Here is a 19,051-nt window from a genome sequence, read left to right on the forward strand (position 1 = left end):
CTCGATTAGTTTTACTCTTTTTTTGTCGGTCGATTGATTTTACTTGGACGAACCATAAATGGGCGTTTGTTTTGTTTATCAAAAGGAAGCCGTATAAACGCATCCTTCAAATCCTTATACCGGAATGGAACAAGCGGCTCAAGGAAAGGTCTTCCCAATGAAGTTAGCTTTATCAAATGAACCATTATATAACAGATAGCGACGGCAATACCGAACATTCCATATACATGCGCAACAAGAATCAGCGGAAACCGGATCAACCGAATCGTGTTGCCCATTTGGTAGACGGGTGTGGTAAAGGAACCGAGCGCGGCCAGTGCCACTAGAATTAACAGCACATTACTTGTCATACCTGCCTGAACAGCTGCAGTTCCGATGACAATACCACCAACAATACCAATGGTCTGACCAATCTTAGCCGGCAATCGGGCACCTGCTTCCCTTAAAAGTTCAATTGTCAGTTCCAGAAGAAGTGCTTCAAACACAGGCTGAAACGGAACCATTGTTCTGGAACTGATCAGCGGCCCCAGTAATGCTTTTGGGATAACCTCGAAATGGTGTGTCAGTACCGCAACATATAACGGGGTAACCAAAATGGAGAAAAACACCGCAAACAACCGAATCATGCGGAATGATGATGCAATCGTCCAATTAAGAAAGTAATCCTCAAATGCGGAAAAGAACTCCACCAAGGTGGTTGGGCCAATTAAAACATGTGGGGACCCATCAACAAAGATGGCCACCTTTCCCTCAACAAGAACCGCAGCAATCCGATCCGGCCGCTCGGTATCAAGCAGCTGCGGGAATGGCGAATTCTTGTTATCTGCTATCGTCTGCTGAATATAGGAACTGTCAATCACCTGATCAATTTCCAGATCACTTATTCGCTGAACAGCAGTATTAACATTTTCTTCATCAGCAATCCCTTTGATTGACACAACGGCAACTTCCGTTTTTGTTACCGTTCCAACCGATAACGTCTGAATATTTAATTCCGGAATTGCAAGCCGTTGTTTGACGAGATTTAAGTTGGTATCGATATTTTCAATGAATGCTTCTTTCGGGCCGACAACACTGAATTCCACTTCCGGGATGCTGATTTGTCTCGATTTTTTAAGTGGAATGGGAACAAGCATAAATTGACCGGATTCATTGTCAGCATACAGGACGAGATACCCTTGTATAAGTTGTTCTTTCAATTTACTGACGTCATTGGAAATGAATGTTTTCGTTATTGGAATAATCTGATCTATTTCTTTCAGTGTTTCAAATTCGCCCTGCTGCAAATATGGCATCACAAATTTTTCAAGTTTCTCCTGATTAATGGATGTTTTTAAATAGCCCATCGTTATCGGAAAATCATTTTGTTCAAATGTGTATTCCACAAAATCATCATTCTGCCTAAATTCCTCTAATGCCTGCTTCAATTCACGAAACTTTTTTCGTTCTTCCCACTTCTTTTTCATGAATACATCCTCTTTAGTTAACAAGTTATAACACTTAGTATGAGGGTATTGACAGAATATATTCATAGCAGACGAATCGGCTTCACAACAAGTTTTGGTCTGGAATGTGAATTTCCTAACGGTAAAAAACATTGACAATGGAACAGGAAATTGTCATAATTACAAAGAATAAATTAAATACGGTTACCTTTAATTCAGTTCCGTGAGACTGGCAAGGTGGTAACAGAATATAGTAATGACTGTACAAAATATTGCTGCAGTGCAGTTTCTGTGTATATTTACACCTTGCCAATGAACAGGCAAGGTGTTTTTTTATGTCCGGAATCAGGTGTGAAACCTGGTATAGCTGGAAATTTACTATGAGGGAGAGTCTAGCATGAAACAAAACGAAATTCAGGTTCACGAACGATTGCCATTTTTACAAAGTTTGCCGCTCGGTTTGCAGCACTTATTTGCCATGTTTGGTTCAACAGTGCTTGTCCCCGTTTTGTTTGGCGTTGATCCGGCAACGATTCTGTTTATGAACGGTGTTGGAACATTATTATATATTTTTATAACAAAAGGGAAAATCCCAGCATATCTGGGCTCCAGTTTTGCATTTATCTCCCCGGTTTTCGTTGTACTGGGGCAATATGCGGGCGGCCAGGGCTACAGTTACGTTTTAGGAGGTTTTTTGGCTGTTGGTGTTATTTTATGTGTGGTAGCATTGATCATTAAAGTTGCTGGCACAGCATGGATTGATACCATTTTTCCACCGGCTTCCATGGGTGCGATTGTAGCTGTTATCGGGCTTGAACTTGTACCGACAGCTGCTGAAATGGCCGGATGGATCGCACCGGCTGATGCAGACAGTTCCTGGGCTGTGGATCCGAATACAGCACTTGTCTCCTTCTTAACCCTAGCCATTACAATAATCTGCTGGGTAACATTACGCGGCTTTTTGAAAATCATCCCGATTCTGATTGGGATTATCAGTGGCTATGTGATTGCGTTTCTGTTCGGGATTGTTGATTTTTCAAAAGTGCAGGAGGCTGCCTGGATCACCATGCCAACCTACTACCAAATGAAAATTGACTGGTCTGCCATTATGGTCATTATCCCAGCAGCACTTGTCATCATCCCGGAACATATTGGACACTTATTTGTAACTGGCAATATTGTCAAAAAAGATCTGACAAAAGATCCCGGATTAGACCGGTCATTAATGGGGAACGGTATTTCCACCATCCTATCCAGTTTTTTCGGGGCAACACCAAACACAACCTATGGGGAAAATATCGGCGTACTGGCAATCACAAGAGTTTATTCAACCTGGATAATCGGTATGGCTGCCGTGATTGCGATAGCTCTGTCATTCTGCGGAAAACTTGCGGCTCTTATTTCATCTATTCCGACACCGGTCATGGGCGGCATTTCTCTGTTATTGTTCGGTATTATTGCAGCCAGTGGTATTCGAATGCTTGTGGAAGCACAAATCGATTATAATAATTCACAAAACCTGATCCTGACCTCTGTTGTTCTTGTCATCGGAATCAGCGGCGCCACCATTCAATTAGGTTCCGTTGCACTGACCGGCATGGGCCTAGCGACGATTGTAGCTATCATCCTGAGTCTTCTCTTTAAAGTGTTTGATTTGCTGAAGTTGTCAAATGAATAAGTTGAGAATAATGGTGCCGTTTTAAAACGAATACCCCAAACAAGAGAATCCATTTAAAAAAAAGTCAAAATGGATTCTTTATTTATGAATGTAAGCCAGCTTAATCCAAATGATCAAAACGTTCTTCCAATAATTGCATACGCTCATTAAACAACGTAGGGTATGAAAAATAACCGAGCATGATACTTGTGATCACCGCCGTTGTTAAAAGCAGAAACAGAATCAATAATTGGAACATTACGGCTTGAACAGGGTCAGCACCAGCTATAATTTGCCCGCTCATCATTCCGGGAAGCTGCACAAGTCCAATCGTTTTTTGTTTTTCAATGGTCGGGATAGTACTTGCTTTAATAGATGTAATCAATGGCTTGTGAACGGCTTGCTTCGGTGTACCGCCCAGCGTTAAAATCAGTTCTGTTTCGTCCTTTCGTGAGGCCATTTCCGCAGTAAACCGGTTAAGAAACAATATCCCAAGTACCATAGAATTCCCAATAACCATTCCGCTGATTGGGATGATATATTGTGCGGTTGGCGGCGTGATATTCAAACTGAGTAGAATAACCTGTGTTAATATTTCAACAAAACAAAATGTAACGATCAGCTTCCATGTAATTCCGGGTATAGACGTACCCTTTTTCCGGGCATTCTGTGTAGCTGCCCCAATCATGAGTACAATCATTAACAGAATATAAAGGATGTTATCCGAATCAAAAACAAATTGCAGGAGATAACCTACGGCAAGCAATTGAATAATGGACCGGATCGTTGCAATGACAGTATCTTTCTCCAGGCCAAGATTTAGCGTTTTGGATAGAATAAGCGGGATAATCACGAAAATTAATGTGATGGTCAGTGTAAGAAAACTCACTCCGCTTCCCCCTTTACAAAACGTTTTACCTGTTCATTTTTTGGGTCATTTAGTAACGCACTCTCCCCGGATTCCATGAGCCGCCCGCCTATCATTACCCATGTGTACGTCCCAATCGTTAAAGCTTGTTCCAGATTATGTGTAATCCAAATAACGGTTGTACCGTATTGTTGATTAATTTGTACAATAAGCTCTTCAATATCCTGTTTGGAGACACGATCGAGCGAAGAGGTGATTTCATCAAGCAGCAAAATCTTAGGCCGATTAACAAGAGTGCGGGCAATTGATAGTTTTTGACGCTGACCGCCTGATAAGTCCTTGCTGTTCCGATTTAAAAAATCCTTGCCCAGCCCCACCACCTGCATCAATTCTTCCGCTTCTTCATCCGATAACGTTTTTCCCTGAAGTGTTAACGGCAGTGCGAGATTTTCTCTGACACTGCCATTTATTATAGTTGCACTTTGCAGCGCGATACCAACATCCCGACGCAGTTCCACCGGGTCATAGCTTAAAATGTTTTTTCCATCAACATAAATTTCTCCGGAGCTTGGTGATTTCAGACCATTACTTAATAGGAACAATGTCGTCTTGCCGGCACCTGAGGGCCCGACCAAAGTGGTGATGGCGCCCTTGGAAAATGATCCGGTTATATTTTGCAGAATATGTAAACCGTCGGCAGCGTAATTCACTCGTTCAAATCGTATTGCATCATCATGTGCTGTCATATCGTCCACTTCCCTTTTTCTCGGTAAAACTGCACCATTCAGGTGTGCTGTTTGCTTTCTTTTATTTAACTTTCGCGATTAGCATGTACCTTATCCATTGTTATGAATTATCCCCTGTGAAACCAAAATTCACAGAGATTGTTATAATAACCAATTCCGGCAGTCCACTCTTATCATGTAAATCATCATGCAGATCGATAGCTTCTATTGTATTTTGAGAAATAAGCGTTCGAGCAGCTTCCGCATCCACCACCATTGTATGTTAGTAGCAATCCATATTTGTATTTTAATTTGATGATGCACGTTTTAAACAGTGTTCGCACGTTTGGAATGGGCCTTCGCACGTTTCAACCGGAGTTCGCACGTTTGGAATGGGACTTCGCACGTTTCAACCGGAGTTCGCAAGTTTGGGGTGGAACTTCGCACGTTTCAAGCAGTATCCAAGTCAAGTCTTACTCATGCCTTTTGTTGATCGGCAATCATTTCAACCAGCTTATCCTCAATTTCCGGCCCATCCTCTTCATCAATCAAGTTGTTCAGCATAATGGAAAAAATCAACTTTCGCCCGTTTTCCATTTGCACATATCCTGACAATGTGCTGACATCCATAATGGTACCGGTCTTGGCTTTTACATTCAGATCGTCCATACGTTCACGCAGTGTTCCTCCAACCATTCGCTCCGACACTCCTGCAACAGGAAGTGCGTCCACGTACGTTTCAACCCAGTCTTCATCTTGAATTTGGTACAACAATTTTGTAATTGCATTTGGCGGGACAAGATCAGCATGCGAAATACCAGAGCCGTCACGTATGACCAGATTATCTGTGTTGATTCCCAGACCGCGCAGTTCCTTTTCCATAACTTCCAGGCCAGTTTCCCAGCGGCCTTCACCCTGAACGACTTTTCCCATTTCTTTGACCAACATTTCGGCAATCGTATTGTTGCTTAATTTCATGAGCGGCATCAACAGTTCAGACAGTGGCATCGATTTATGTGTGAACAGAACTTCCGCATTATTAGGAGCAGCGCCGGTTATTATTTCTCCGTTCCAGCTGATTCCATAGTTTTGGAGTGATTGTTTGAACAATCTCAAAGCATAACCGGTCGGCTCCCAAACAGCCATCCATTCCTTTACATTGGGCGATCCCGCCGGAATGGTCCCTTCCATGATAATTGTATTGCCGCCGTGGATACGGTTAAGTGTCAAATCTTCCTCGACTCCTGCATCAGTTGTCATGGCGATATTTTTCACTTTTACATAGTTTGTCTCCGGAATAACCCTGACAGACGGCTTCTCACCCCGTTCCCCCGGAACCACCTCAATAATAACTGACCCCGCATCATAATCCCGATCCGGAGATGCTGTCAAAGCGGAAACTTGTGCACCATAGTACCAGTCTTCATCCGTCCAAATCATATCCTGGGACAGACGGACATCATCATACCAGGTATCATCACCAATAATATTCCCGTTGATTGTATTGATTCCACTCGCTTTTATTTTTTGGGCAAAATCATCGAAGTCAGTTGGCAACAGAGTCGGATCACCTTGACCTTTTAAAATCAAATCGCCAGCCAATGTTTGTCCATGCACCTGCCCGGTTGTCAGCACTTTCGTTTGAAATGTATAATCTTTCCCCAATATGGAAAGTGCCGCAGCTGAAGTCAGCAGCTTCATATTCGAAGCCGGCCGAAGCCTTACATCCCCCATATGCTCATAAACCAATTCTCCGTTTGAAGTTTCCCGAATACTGATGCCGGCGATTGCCCCTTTTAGATCAGGCGCATTTTCTATGTAACTGTTCAGCTCTTCTGTCATGGCTGACCCTCCCCTGCCCTATTTACAAAATACGGTTTATACCTCTGTAACTATTTGTTCCAATACGAATCTGGCAAGTCAAGCTGATACGTTTCAGCGAGTTTCCTGTTTTCTTCCGCAAATTGCGACTGTATGGTTTGCCGCAATGATTCAGAAAGCTGATATGGTTTATAATGAAGCGTAAAGCTTAATTTGTTTTGTAAAAATAAACGCGGCGACAATTTGCCAAGTTTTGGAATGCGCACTGCAGGAATAATCCCTTCTTTATATAATGGTGACTTAAAAAAACGATTCAAACGCCTGGCCATTTTCAGCTGCAATACCCCATAACTCTTATTTGATTTCCGCACACCGGTCGCTTTTGTATAAGTCGGAATGTTATCTTCCCCCATGTAATTCAACAGCTTTAGCATCTCTTTGTCCGTATCCTGCTTAAAATGCTCGTAAACCATGACATAAAGGCTGTCCTTCCCAAACAACTTTTCAATCAATTGCAGGTAGCGGTGAAATTCAAAATTTCGGATCGAACCGTTATTTTCACAGTACTTCAGGTAGTTTTCCGCTGTGAGAACGCCTCCTTGATGAATGTATTGGATATAAAGTGAGCGGAACAATTCCGCCTGCTCCCGAATTCCGATAATGACCCGGACATCAAATTCCTCCGGTGGAAAGATACGTCGCAAATCTCGTAAAATCCCACGCTGCTTCTTTGTTTTTTTCACAGCGAACGGACTTCCGGATAATCCTTCATACGAAATAAGCAATGGTTGTCCATTATCAAAACGGAGGAAATGCTGCCTTATTTTGTTTATTTGTTCATCTGAAATTTTTCTCCGCAGCCGGATCATGCGCAAATCAGGTTTGATATCTTTCTGCTTCACATAATTAACCTGCTGCATCCCGGGATAAATATATTGCTGTAAAAATGTCGTTGCTGTTTTATGATAACCTAAGTGTAAAAAAATCTTCTGCATGCAGTTTAACTCCTTCGTTCCAATGGATATTGTTATTTTAACATACAAAAAACTGTATTTCTCAATATATGGGGACAAGTGCTGACCAGCTATTTAAGCATGGATTCGGCAGATTGCGTGGGGTATTCGGCGGGTTTGTCCTTTTCTTCAGCGGATTGCTGGGATTCATCGGCGGGTTTGTCCTTTTCTCCGGCGGATTGCTGGGATTCATCGGTGGGTTTGTCCTTTTCTTCGCCGGATTGCTGGGATTCATCGGCGACCTTTGCATCAATGTCATATCACTGCCGGCATTGTCATATCTTTTCCGCAGCAGCAAAAAAAGCCACCCTCCAAGGATGGCTTTTTCAAAATGAATAGCTTTTGTTATGCCAGCATACCGCCGTTTTTATGGTACTTCATAATTCCTTCTGCGGCCCGGTATGCCAAAGCGCCAACCGTTCCAGTCGGATTATAGCCGCCGTTATGGGCAAATGCCGATGCTCCAACAACAAACAGATTTTCCATATCCCACATTTGTAAATAATTATTTACTGCCGAGGTTTCCGGGTCTGCGCCCATTATGACACCGCCGGTATTATGTGTCGACTGGTAATTCGTAATGTTATATGGGCCAAGCTCGTCCATTGAATCAATTTTGTCTGCTCCCATTTCTTTTAAAATATCGGCTGACTTTTTTGCAGTAAAATTAGCAAGTTTACGGTCCTGCTTTTCAAAATCATATGTCATTCGTATCAGCGGATCGCCGAAAGTATCTTTATAAACCGGATCAAGATCCAGATAATGATGCTGATATGGCATACTTGCTCCCATTGCACCTACAGACAGTGTCTGGTTAATGTAATTCAGGGAGTTGTTCTTAAATTCTTTCCCCCATACAGGTGACCCTTTTGGAATCGGATTTGAAGCAATCGGGCGTTGTCCTGTCTGTGTCAGAGATAAATATCCACCATGAATAAAATCAACATCTGAATGATCAAAATTGTCTCCGTTAAAATCATCAATAACCATACCAAGCGCCCCTGCCCCGGCAAAGTTATTGAACTTTTCATCCTTGAAATAACCTGATGCCGCTCCTTTAACAACCTGATAAGCATAATTTTTGCCAATCACACCGGTCCCTGTTGCCGAATCATACGGCTTTCCTATTTTGGAGTTCAGCAGAAGTTTTACATTGTTAAAAACATAACTGGTCAACACCACAACATCTGCCGGCTGTTCAATTTCCTCGCCGGTCGTAATATCCGTATAAAGGACACCGTTTGCTTTTCCATCCTTATTATGTAAAACCCTCCTGACCCATGAGTGTGTACGAAGGTCAAATTTACCCGTCTTTTCAGCAACAGGAATAACCGTTACAACCGGATCAGCTTTCGCTCCATATTCACATCCAAACCGTTCGCAAAACGCGCAATACTGACATGCTGCCCGTGAAATCCCATCCGGGTTAGTGTACGCTTCTGATAAATTAGCTGATGGAATGGTATATGGATGGTAATTAAGATTTTCCGTTGCTTTTTTGAACATGTCCATCTGGGGTGAATGTTTCATTGGCTTCGTCGGATATTTTTCCGAACGTTTCCCTCCAAGCGGATTTTCTTCGCCAGATATACCTGCCATTTTTTCAAATTTATTAAAGTATGGCTCTAATTCATCATACGTAATTCCCCAATCCTGAATCGTCATATCAGACGGGATTTTATCTTTTCCGTAGCGGTCGATCGTTCTGCTGCGGATTTCAAAATCATAGGGCAAAAATCGGAATGTCTGGCCATTCCAGTGTACCCCGGCACCGCCAAGACCATCGCCAAAAAGAAACGACCCATACTGACGCATCGGGAGTGCGCGCATCCGCTCGTTACCGCGAAAAGTAATCGTGTCTTTAGATAAATCCTGCATCAATTCATAACGGATTGCATACCGAAGTTCATCATGAACCATATAATAGTCTTCCGTTTTTCGTTCCTGTCCCTTTTCCAGACCAACAACATCCAGCCCTTGCTTTGTCAGCTCGGAGGCAATAATTCCACCTCCCCAGCCAACACCGGCAATAACAACATCTACTTTTGGAAGTTTCTTTACCATTTTTCCACCTCGAATCCTGATTTACATGTGGTCACGAAGGCTTTTTGGTTCCATTTCCTTAAATTCACCTTCAATTATCTTCGTATAACTCATTTGGCTGCCTGGATAATTCCGCATTCTCCAACCATCCATATCCCGGTTTCCTCCATATAATGGATCACTGTATAACCCTTCCAGTGTCAAACTGCGTAATAAATCAAAAAAGCCGCTCGCAGAAATAGTAGTCAATTTTACGTTATCTTTCTGAAAATCCTGCAACACCTTATCCTGCTGCTCTTCAGTCAACTCAGTAAACCCTTTCTTAAAGGTTTGGTGACTGTAGTTCTGCATTTCTCTTAATGCTATTTTAAAAATTTCACGGCGTTTCAGTCTGCCTTGATAGCCTTGTTCTTTTTCACCATGGAAAAACGGTGGCTGCATGTAGTCTCTTGCATTAAACCCATATGAACCGGCAAGCTGGTGGTCAATGAAAAAAGCGACACCTAATTCGTGTGCACCAGGACCATTTTCATCATTGGGAAAAATCCGTTCTGTTGCGGCATCAACCGTATTAAATTCCGCCTGTGTAAAAAACATCAGGGCCTGATTATAATTTTGTGATTGCTTAGCTGTCCTATTCTTTTTATCATCATCAGTACCCCAGGGAATAACACCCCCAAGCACACCGCCAACAGCCAGGCCACCTACTGCATATCCGGAATTTCTTAAAAACTTCCGTCGTGATATATCTGTCTTTTCTTCCTGATTCTTCCCGTCATCTGCCAAAGGAACTCACCTCCTGAATTATCTTTGGGACAATAATGGGGTCCCATGAATGAAGCTCGACCTTATTATGTCACCAAAAATAACCAAGCATACATACAAAGTTTACGTACACACTATTAGAAAACTTGGTTGTCACCAAGTCTTTGGGTGACGGCTATAGTTGCACTTATGCAGTAAAATGTTTTATACATTCTTATCTGCTAAAATAATTTGAAATTGGAGGGATTTTAATATGGATCGAATGAAAAAGTTGTTTTTCGTTGGTCTGTCTGTAACGGTTATAACTTTATTATCCGCATGTATGGAGGAACAGGGCGCCATAGACACCAAGGCTGAAAAATCCGACCCGGAAGTGACGGATACAGCAGAGCATTATAATCTTAACAATCCTTCAGTTATTCCAAGTGAAACCAGCGATAAAAAAAACACGACGAATAAACAGGGCACTACATACAGTGGAATGGGAAAGGATTTATACAGTTCCATTGGTAGTTCAGGAATACACGCTGGTGGCATTTCTTCCTATTTTGAATCGATACTGGAAGGTGTAGGGATAACTGGTGTTAAAGTTTTCGTTGTTGATGATTCAGTTATACTAGCACGCAAGAAAAAAACGAACACAAGCCACAAATACGATAATATGCAACAGAAGCTTTTAAACGGGTCAGAAGGTATGTCCGGGAAAGGCGAACCACAGGGTATTAATAATTCAAATTCGAATGAGCTTGACAACATGGTACAGGCCAAAAAGGAAATCAATGATATGTTTAACGGCAACGTGAAAATTCTGACGGCTACTGATCCGCAGGCGCTGGAAATCATTAAGAGCATCGAAAAAAACATAAAATCAACATCCTATGAAGCGGCATCCAACGACTTGCTGCAACTGCTTAAAATGACGAAAGAGTAAAAGTTTGTTTGCTTTTACACAAACCCATCCGGGAACACGCCGTATGAACGGGTAATCGCGCCGAACTTTGGCACAAAACCGCCGTATAAAAAGCAGTAGCCGCCGTACTAAAATTAGCTAAAATATTGAAAAGAACCTAAAATTAAGTTTGCGCGGTGATTTCTTTTCCCGCGCAATTGTTTTCTTTAAAGAAAAACCACAAGCGTTCATTTTTACAATAGGAAACTTGGTTGTCACCAATTGGTGACAGCAATAGTTGCACTGATGCATTTCTTAACTGCCAACAAAAAAACCCGCCACATCAGGCAGGTTTCATTATGACACTACAGCATTTTGGAGATAGTCGATGAATCAATTTTCTTTTTACCTTTCAATGCATTTACAATCATGTCCTCCGTTTGCTTGGATACACGCTTGTTTGCCATCCTTGACACTTGTTTAATCACTCTTCGGATATTCTTCTCATCAGACAAATCCTTGCCATTAAGGGACTGAGCAAGTTTCATAATTTCATTGCTGTTTACACCGGTCTTCTTCTCAACTTTTTTCAGCATATCACTCATTCTGTTTATCACCCCTTTCATTTGATTCACGCATCTATTGAAAAGGAGGTATTTGTCAATGTTGAAAGGATTCCCTTGCATGGTCTATTTCCATGCAAAGGAACGGTTTTTTAGTAGCCGCCGTAGCCGCCACCGAATCCACCGCCAAAGCCACCACCATTTACATAGGCAGCACCGACGATAATCAGTAGAATAAACAGAACGACAATCAATGCAAAGTTATTGCCTCCACCTGAATAACTCATGAACAATCACCTCCTCGCGGTATGTACTTCATCGTATGTCTGAATAACTCCAAACTGTTAGTGCATCTGTCCATATATTAGAAATAACGGCGAATAGCCCAAAATTCACAAAAAGATACAGAATGCGTGTTGACCTGTAGTGGTGATTCCGTGCTTCCCAATGAAAAAGAGCCTTCCTGAAAAGACTCGTTTCTATCAGGATACTTATTAAAAAATTGGATGAATACTTCAATATATGCGTGCGGGAATGGTTTGCGCGGGCGAAAAACATGTCTGATTGAAAATGAGGGTGTTTACCCTGATAAATCCGTCCCGCCCAAAATACCGGTAAATTAGGGGAACACCCATATCATTAGTCGTTTATCTACATACAGTAAAGTAAACGATTGGAGGTGTCGTAAGAATGAGTGAATCATATGGCCATGGTGGCGGATTTTATTTAGTTGTCGTTCTATTCATCCTGCTGATCATCGTAGGTTCAGCATATATCGGTTGGTAAAATGTTTTTTGATCTTTAATTAAAGGAGTGTTTTTAATGGAATTCGGACCAAAATATGGCGCCCATTATGGCGGGTATAACGGTGGTGGAAATGTTGCCGGAGCCGGATACAACCAGGGATGCGGAAACGGATATGGTAATGGATTTACATTGATTGTCGTATTATTTATTCTTCTGATTATTGTCGGTGCAGCATGGTGCTAACACCACACCGGAATAAATCAGCCTTACTTTATTAAATAAGGTTGTTGAATTGTCACGCTGAAGTGATTTTTCAACAACCTGTTTCCTTGTTCGTATTAAAACTGACCGGATTTCAAAATCCGGCCAGTTTTTTATTTTTGTCTAGGAATTTATAAAATTTTGTAGATGTGGATAATGCACTTGCTCCTAATCAGCCACGTCCAGCTCCAGCGCCCAGCGACTAGCAGAGATTTTGGTGGGACGAGCATTTAGCGCAGTCCCAAACTTCACACTTCCTCACTACGATAAAGAAGACTTGCCGATGGTGAAACCAGAGGCTTAGTCGCACTTATACCCTTGTGGTGAAAGTCAACATCGGTTCGTACTTTAAGGAAGGCCGACTAAAACCGGCCTCCCGCGCCAACGTCGACACACCCCTATGAAGGGGCGTGTTTCCTTTTCGCTTTCGAGCATAAGATTCACTTTGACTTTCGCCATTATTGGCGATAAGTCAAGTTCATCTAATCTCATTGCGGATTAAGGAAGATCGGCTAAAACCGCCGCTTTGCGCGGCAACGCCGACCCACCCTGCATGGCAGGGCGCAGTTTGTACGTCGCTAAACGGGCGCTTCCGCTTTTGTTCATTCACTGTACAACTTTAATACAGTCCTGACAGGAGACGGGTTAAACCAAGTACCCGGTTTGATGATACCGGCATCAGTACTGCCCCCTTTTTTTTTGGAACTTATCCACTTTTAATTTACTTTATTCGGTTCATCCCAGTTCATTTCGCGCAATCGAAATTTCTGCAATTTTCCTGTTGCGGTTTTTGGAAGTGTATCCACAAAGTCAACTGCTTTCGGTGCTTTAAAGTGCGCCATATTATCACGGCAGAATTCAATAATTTCATCTTCTGTTACTTCAGCATCAGGGTACGGGACAATCATTGCTTTTGGCACTTCCCCCCATTTTTCGTTGGGAATGGAAATAACGGCTGTCTCCATAACAGCAGGATGTTTATACAGCACACCTTCTACTTCGGTTGATGATATATTTTCGCCGCCGGATATAATCATATCCTTGGCACGGTCACGAATTTCAATATAGCCGTCCGGATAGGTTACCGCCAAGTCGCCGGTATAGAACCAACCATCTTTAATTGCTGCATCTGTCTTTTCTGGATCTTTATAATAACCTTTCATTACAACATTACCCCGTGTAATTATCTCACCGATCTCCTCGCCATCCCAGGACACTTCCTCGCCATCGGGGTGAACAACTTTTGTCTCACCATTAAATGCGAGTTCAATTCCTTGTCTCGCTTTAATAGTGGCCTGATCATCCGCCGATTTCGAATCAAAGTCCTTCTTCCACTCACAATAGAGAATGAATGGTGAAGTTTCCGTCAATCCGTATACATGAATCATATTTAAACCGAGTATCTCCTGTGCTTTACCGATCAGTGCTGCTGCAGGCGGAGCTCCAGCTGTTGCCATCCGCGGTTTTGTCTTAATATCTATTTCCTTTGCTTTCGGTTCATTAACAAGCATATTGACAACAGTTGGTGCACCACATAGAAGGGAAATATTTTTCTTGTCGAACAACTCCAGAATATAGGATGGGTCCACCTTTCTGAGACAGACGTGGGCTCCACCCGCAGCCGTTATCGCCCAGACAAATCCCCAGCCATTTGCATGAAACATAGGTAATGTGTGCAAATATACATCATCATAACTAACATTAAGGTGATATAAAACATTTGCAGCATTTACATAATTAGCCCGATGAGTCAACATGACCCCTTTTGGCTTCGATGTCGTTCCACTTGTATAATTCAGTGTCATCAGCTGATTTTCATCGATTTCAATGTCCGGCAGTTCAAAATTCGCCGGCCCATGGTCGAGAAATGTCTCATAATCAACACTTTTCAGCGAAGTCTCATATCCGGGAACTGACACAACGACAATCTGTTCCAATGAGAGTTTATTGGCAATCTCTTCAATCGGTCCGGAAAATTCCGCATCCACAACAAGCATTTTTGCATCACTGTGATTGATAATGTATTCAAGATCATTCGCATGAAGCCGATAATTCAATGGTACCATCGCAGCACCGAGCTGACAGATCCCATAAAAACATTCGAGCATATAATGGGTGTTTGGAAGCATCACCGCCACATGGTCGCCTTCCCGAATACCGGCATTATGCAATGCCCCGGATAACCTGTCCGTCCGTTCGCCGAATTCCTTGTACGTGAACTCTTTCTCCTCATCGATGATTGCTGTTTTTTGCGGATAATACTTAACTGCTCTGCGTTTCCAATCCAATGGCGTTAACGGAGAAAACATCATTACCAACTCCTTTTTAAAAATTCAAATTTAAAAGCGCTTACAATCATGATAATTTAACAGGTGGGTTCTGGCAAGCCAAAAACGAAATTATTAAAATAATAAAATAATTACATGACTATTTTTGAATACAGAAAAGAATTGTCAACAAAAAATAAATAGAGGGGAAAAATATACACATACTATTCGTGGGGTGTAAAGACAGATGCTACTATTCATTGGAAAAGTCCTGTTAATTTATATCATTTCCATCATCGCAATCCGGCTTATGGGGAAAACTGCTTTCGCCCAGCTAACGGCACATGATTTAACTGGAATTTTTTTCGTCGTATCATTGGCTGCCGGCCCGTTGTTTACCCGAAACATCCTGCATGCAGTTGTCGGTATAACGGTAGTTGTGTTGATACATATCACATTCTCCAGGCTTACTCTGATTAATAAGTTAAACAAACCCTTTATCGGTCAGCCGACAATCGTCGTGAAACATGGAAAACTGATTAAAAACAACTTAAAAAAATCGACATTCACTCTTGAGGAATTATTATCAAATCTGCGGGAAAAAGGATATCCGGATCTTGCTACAATTGAATTTGTATTAATTGAAGCAAATGGAGGTATCAGTATTCTTCCAAAGCAGGAGGCAGCACCGGTGACCCCTGGACAGTTGGGCATCGAAACGGAATTTCAGGGAATGCCTGTTTCCGTAATTGTTGAAGGTAAAATTCAGCATCGAAACCTGAAACTGATTCATAAAAATGAGCAATGGCTGCGCAAGGAATTGCAGGAAGCCGGGTATATCCGCCTGGACCAGATTTTTTATGCAACCGTCCGGGACAGTTCACACCAATTAACCGTTGATACGGGGGAAGGAAATTTCAAGAAAAAGACGGATGAATAAGGACCCTGCCAGCAAGGTGCCGTTGAGGGTCCTCATTACTTACTTAATTAACCTGAATATTAACGGAATCCGGTATTTTTGCCCGCCGTACGCTTTTACGAGTGCAACTATCGTAAAAATGAAACCCATTAAACCGACGATAAAAATCAGAACAAATCCAATCAGAATAATCATTAGGATCGTACAAACAATGCCGTAAACAGTGTAAGATATCAAGAAATTAAAATATTCTTTGCCATGATAATCAATGAAGTCGGAATCTTCTCGTTTCAAAAGCCAAATAACCAGTGGACCTAATATTGGTACAAAAAAGCTGACTAGATATATCAACATCGCAAACATGCGCTCATCACTGTTTTTCATACGCATCACTCCCCTCGCTGCAAATTCACCGCTACCATTTTACCATATTTTTTTATGAAAAAGATATGCCGAAATTATGAGTTCCAGCTTCCCACGTGCTTCCATTATAAATATGCTACCCTACCGTTTATTGATAACATATAAATTACCATCATATCAAGAATGCAGTTAATTAATCGATCTGATAATTCGGGTTTTCCTTTGTATTTCCATCTATTAGAAAACTTGGTTGTCACCAAGCCTTTAGGTGACAACCTTAGTTGCACTTATGCAGTAAGAAAGTTTTATACTTATCTGCCAAAAAAACAGCAACGCTGCACTACTCAAAGTGCAGCGTTGCTTCTTAAATTCTATTCAGTCAATAGCGGGTAATACCCTTCTTCATTGTGTGTTTCCGTACCGACGAGTGGCGGGTTAAACACACATACCATGCGCATTTGTGTGCGTGCACGCAGATTATGCTTATCATGGTCATTTAGAATATACATCGTACCTGGTTTCAGCTGGTGAACTTCGCCAGTTGCGATATCTTCAATTTCACCTTCACCCTCGATGCAATAAACTGCTTCAATGTGGTTTTTGTACCAGAAATAGTTGTCGGTGCCAGCCTTGATAATGGTATCATTCATGCTGAACCCTACACCATCTTTATTCAGCAGAAAACGGCGGCTAGTCCAATTTTCACCTGATGTTTCGTCTTTTGTACCTTCAATATCTTCCAGTGATTTTACAATCATTCGTATTCCCCTTTTCTGTATTTAGTAGTTTGTTTAGGCAACATCTATCCCATCAGATCCTGATGCGCGATTCAGATTGCCAGATTTATTGTTGTATTTTTGAACAATTTGTTAATTATGCAAGTACTTCTTTAATGCTTTCTTCCAAAATGGCAAGCCCATCTTTCAGTCCTGCTTCCTCAATCGTCAGCGGCGGCAGGAATTTGACGACTTCATCTTTCGGGCCTGAAGTCTCAACAATCAGTCCGCGTTTAAATGCCGCAGCACAAATTTCATTGGCGAGATCATCTTTATGAACAGCGATACCCTGCATTAAACCGCGGCCCCGTGCTTCACCATTCAAGGCCGGATAAGCCTCAATTAGTGACTCAATGGCATCACGCAAGATGTCTGCTTTCTTCATGATTTCTTTACCAAATTCATCTGTCTTCCAGCGATTCAATGCTTCCGTTGCCGCAATAAATGCCATATTATTTCCGCGGAAAGTACCGTTGTGTTCACCCGGTCCCCACTGATCATATTCCGGCTTAATCAGCGTAATTGCCATTGGCAGACCGATTCCACCGATCGATTTGGAAAGGCAGACAATATCCGGGTTAATTCCAGCCGGTTCAAAACTGAAGAAAGTTCCTGTTCTGCCGCATCCTGCCTGAACATCATCAACAATCAGCAGGATATCCCATTTCCGGCAAACTTCCTCCACTCTTTTCAGCCATTCCATTCTGGCAGCGTTAATGCCGCCTTCTCCCTGAACGGTTTCCAAAATAATGGCAGCCGGTAATGCTACGCCACTGCCGCTGTCTTCTAAAAAGCGTTCAAGATAAGCAATTGAATCATAATCTTCCACATAATCATCGAATGGCATTGCCACTGAGTGATGAAGCGGAACACCCGCACCTTGCCGTTTAAATGAATTACCGGTGACGGACAAAGATCCAATTGTCATACCATGAAAAGCATTCGTGAAACTGATTACCGTGTCACGACCAGTCACTTTTCTGGCAATTTTCAAGGCACTTTCTACTGTATTTGTGCCTGTTGGTCCTGGAAACATAATTTTATAGTCGAGTTTGCGAGGTGTTAAAATTATTTCCTTAAAGCTTTCCAAAAACTCTTTTCTTGGAGTTGTTCCCATATCGAGGCTGTGAATAACACCATCATTTTTAATATATTCAATCAATTTTTCCTGCATGACATCATCATTATGGCCATAGCTGAGTGCTCCAGCACCTGCGAAAAAATCAATATATTCTTTCCCATCTATATCCCAAAGCTTATAGCCTTTTGCTTTTTCAAAAATAGTTGGCCACCCGCGGCTGTAACTTCTTACCGCAGATTCCATTTCTTCAAACGTCTTCATTTTCTGATTATCCAAAACTGCTGTTGTCACGTAATCATCCCTTTATACATTATTTTTGGTACTCAAATGGTCCAATCTTATACAATGATTCGTCCTCGTGACCTGTTCGCGGGAAATCAATGGATAAAAAGTAGTTTCCGACTACACAACTGGTATCCATCTTCTTGGCAAGGCCCATGAACAAGTGTTGTGAAGCAATATTTGACGGGGATACCGTCGCCTCCACATAGCAGACATCACTGCAAAGTTCGCGATCCAGCAATTCAAACAACATTCTTGTCGCGAGACCATGTCCCCTTTGCGTTTCATCAACCGCCACCTGCCAAATAAAGAGCGTATCCGGTTTATCCGGACGAATGAATCCGGAGATGAATCCGACTACTTCATCCTCTTTTTTAACAACAATGGAAGTCTCCGAAAAAATTTCACACCACATGAGGTAACTGTACGAGGAATTTACATCAAGCACACCTGTGCCTTCCACAAGCTCCCAGACAGCAGCACCATCACTTTTCGAAGGGATTTGAAAATGAAAATCGTCTGTTTTTTCCCTGGTTTTTACCATAACATCCTTAACGTTCTGGATG

18 protein-coding genes and 2 pseudogenes are annotated in these 19,051 nt (G+C 42.1%); 6 read left to right on the plus strand and 14 right to left on the minus strand.

Annotation, left to right across the window (positions count from 1 at the left end):
• Window positions 1-11: 11 nt before the first annotated feature.
• Complete coding sequence (locus ABD010_RS17195; protein WP_343815917.1) at window positions 12-1,466, minus strand: spore germination protein; 1,455 nt, start codon at window positions 1,464-1,466, stop codon at window positions 12-14.
• 376 nt (window positions 1,467-1,842) lie between these two features.
• Between ABD010_RS17195 and uraA the strand changes: the two genes are divergently transcribed.
• A complete protein-coding gene (gene uraA, locus ABD010_RS17200) occupies window positions 1,843-3,123 on the plus strand; it encodes a uracil permease (RefSeq protein WP_343815919.1) in 1,281 nt (426 codons plus the stop codon).
• Window positions 3,124-3,223: 100 nt separating this feature from the next.
• Here uraA and ABD010_RS17205 read toward each other — a convergent pair whose 3' ends face one another.
• The 4 genes from ABD010_RS17205 to ABD010_RS17220 all read right to left on the minus strand — a co-directional run bounded on the left by ABD010_RS17205 (window position 3,224) and on the right by ABD010_RS17220 (window position 7,511).
• Entirely contained in the window at window positions 3,224-3,991 is a 768-nt protein-coding gene (locus tag ABD010_RS17205; protein ID WP_343815921.1) for an ABC transporter permease, read from the minus strand.
• Complete coding sequence (locus ABD010_RS17210) at window positions 3,988-4,716, minus strand: ABC transporter ATP-binding protein (protein WP_343815924.1); 729 nt, start codon at window positions 4,714-4,716, stop codon at window positions 3,988-3,990. Before ABD010_RS17210 ends, ABD010_RS17205 begins: the two co-directional genes overlap by 4 nt.
• Window positions 4,717-5,172: 456 nt before the next feature.
• The gene (dacB, locus tag ABD010_RS17215; protein WP_343815927.1) at window positions 5,173-6,537 is read right to left on the minus strand and encodes a D-alanyl-D-alanine carboxypeptidase/D-alanyl-D-alanine endopeptidase; all 1,365 of its coding nucleotides are present in this window, start codon (window positions 6,535-6,537) and stop codon (window positions 5,173-5,175) included.
• A gap of 50 nt (window positions 6,538-6,587) precedes the next feature.
• Window positions 6,588-7,511 carry a hypothetical protein gene (locus ABD010_RS17220; RefSeq protein WP_343815929.1) on the minus strand — a complete coding sequence of 308 codons (924 nt, stop codon included), beginning with the start codon at window positions 7,509-7,511 and terminating at the stop codon, window positions 6,588-6,590.
• Window positions 7,512-7,624: 113 nt separating this feature from the next.
• On the opposite strand from ABD010_RS17220, the gene ABD010_RS17225 reads away from it, so the two are divergent.
• The gene (locus ABD010_RS17225; RefSeq protein WP_343815931.1) at window positions 7,625-7,864 is read left to right on the plus strand and encodes a hypothetical protein; all 240 of its coding nucleotides are present in this window, start codon (window positions 7,625-7,627) and stop codon (window positions 7,862-7,864) included.
• Between the two features lie 10 nt (window positions 7,865-7,874).
• Here the strand turns inward: ABD010_RS17225 and ABD010_RS17230 are convergent, their stop codons facing one another.
• Both ABD010_RS17230 and ABD010_RS17235 read right to left on the minus strand, forming a co-directional pair.
• Complete coding sequence (locus tag ABD010_RS17230; RefSeq protein WP_343815933.1) at window positions 7,875-9,593, minus strand: GMC family oxidoreductase; 1,719 nt, start codon at window positions 9,591-9,593, stop codon at window positions 7,875-7,877.
• Window positions 9,594-9,614: 21 nt separating this feature from the next.
• Window positions 9,615-10,358 (minus strand): gluconate 2-dehydrogenase subunit 3 family protein, encoded by a 744-nt coding sequence (locus ABD010_RS17235; protein WP_343815936.1) that lies wholly within the window; start codon window positions 10,356-10,358, stop codon window positions 9,615-9,617.
• Window positions 10,359-10,590: 232 nt separating this feature from the next.
• Here ABD010_RS17235 and ABD010_RS17240 point away from each other — a divergent pair, with 232 nt between their 5' ends.
• Window positions 10,591-11,268, plus strand: a complete 678-nt coding sequence (locus tag ABD010_RS17240) for a hypothetical protein (protein WP_343815939.1) — start codon at window positions 10,591-10,593, stop codon at window positions 11,266-11,268.
• Between the two features lie 323 nt (window positions 11,269-11,591).
• On the opposite strand, the gene ABD010_RS17245 is transcribed toward ABD010_RS17240, so the two are convergent.
• Window positions 11,592-11,831, minus strand: coding sequence for a stage VI sporulation protein F (locus tag ABD010_RS17245; RefSeq protein ID WP_343815942.1), 240 nt, complete (start codon window positions 11,829-11,831; stop codon window positions 11,592-11,594).
• A 161-nt stretch (window positions 11,832-11,992) separates the two neighbouring features.
• A pseudogene (locus ABD010_RS17250) lies at window positions 11,993-12,076 on the minus strand (YjcZ family sporulation protein); the annotation flags it as partial.
• A gap of 403 nt (window positions 12,077-12,479) precedes the next feature.
• Between ABD010_RS17250 and ABD010_RS17255 the strand changes: the two are divergent.
• Window positions 12,480-12,575 carry a YjcZ family sporulation protein gene (locus ABD010_RS17255; RefSeq protein ID WP_343815945.1) on the plus strand — a complete coding sequence of 32 codons (96 nt, stop codon included), beginning with the start codon at window positions 12,480-12,482 and terminating at the stop codon, window positions 12,573-12,575.
• 129 nt (window positions 12,576-12,704) lie between these two features.
• Window positions 12,705-12,779 (plus strand): annotated as a pseudogene (locus tag ABD010_RS17260) (YjcZ family sporulation protein); the annotation flags it as partial.
• A gap of 734 nt (window positions 12,780-13,513) precedes the next feature.
• Here ABD010_RS17260 and ABD010_RS17265 read toward each other — a convergent pair.
• Window positions 13,514-15,106, minus strand: coding sequence for a long-chain-fatty-acid--CoA ligase (locus ABD010_RS17265; protein WP_343816399.1), 1,593 nt, complete (start codon window positions 15,104-15,106; stop codon window positions 13,514-13,516).
• 205 nt (window positions 15,107-15,311) lie between these two features.
• On the opposite strand from ABD010_RS17265, the gene ABD010_RS17270 reads away from it, so the two are divergent.
• Window positions 15,312-16,004: a DUF421 domain-containing protein gene (locus tag ABD010_RS17270; RefSeq protein ID WP_343815948.1), complete on the plus strand. Its 693-nt coding sequence runs from the start codon at window positions 15,312-15,314 to the stop codon at window positions 16,002-16,004.
• A 39-nt stretch (window positions 16,005-16,043) separates the two neighbouring features.
• Here the strand turns inward: ABD010_RS17270 and ABD010_RS17275 are convergent, their stop codons facing one another.
• From ABD010_RS17275 to ectA, 4 genes are all read right to left on the minus strand, one after another.
• A complete protein-coding gene (locus ABD010_RS17275; protein WP_343815951.1) occupies window positions 16,044-16,367 on the minus strand; it encodes a DUF4870 domain-containing protein in 324 nt (107 codons plus the stop codon).
• A gap of 350 nt (window positions 16,368-16,717) precedes the next feature.
• Entirely contained in the window at window positions 16,718-17,104 is a 387-nt protein-coding gene (locus ABD010_RS17280; RefSeq protein WP_343815954.1) for an ectoine synthase, read from the minus strand.
• A gap of 115 nt (window positions 17,105-17,219) precedes the next feature.
• Complete coding sequence (gene ectB / locus ABD010_RS17285) at window positions 17,220-18,464, minus strand: diaminobutyrate--2-oxoglutarate transaminase (protein WP_343816401.1); 1,245 nt, start codon at window positions 18,462-18,464, stop codon at window positions 17,220-17,222.
• 49 nt (window positions 18,465-18,513) lie between these two features.
• Window positions 18,514-19,029 carry a diaminobutyrate acetyltransferase gene (gene ectA, locus ABD010_RS17290; RefSeq protein ID WP_343815957.1) on the minus strand — a complete coding sequence of 172 codons (516 nt, stop codon included), beginning with the start codon at window positions 19,027-19,029 and terminating at the stop codon, window positions 18,514-18,516.
• Window positions 19,030-19,051: the final 22 nt, after the last annotated feature.

The organism is Virgibacillus siamensis, assembly GCF_039522605.1.
GTDB lineage: Bacteria > Bacillota > Bacilli > Bacillales > Amphibacillaceae > Lentibacillus > Lentibacillus siamensis.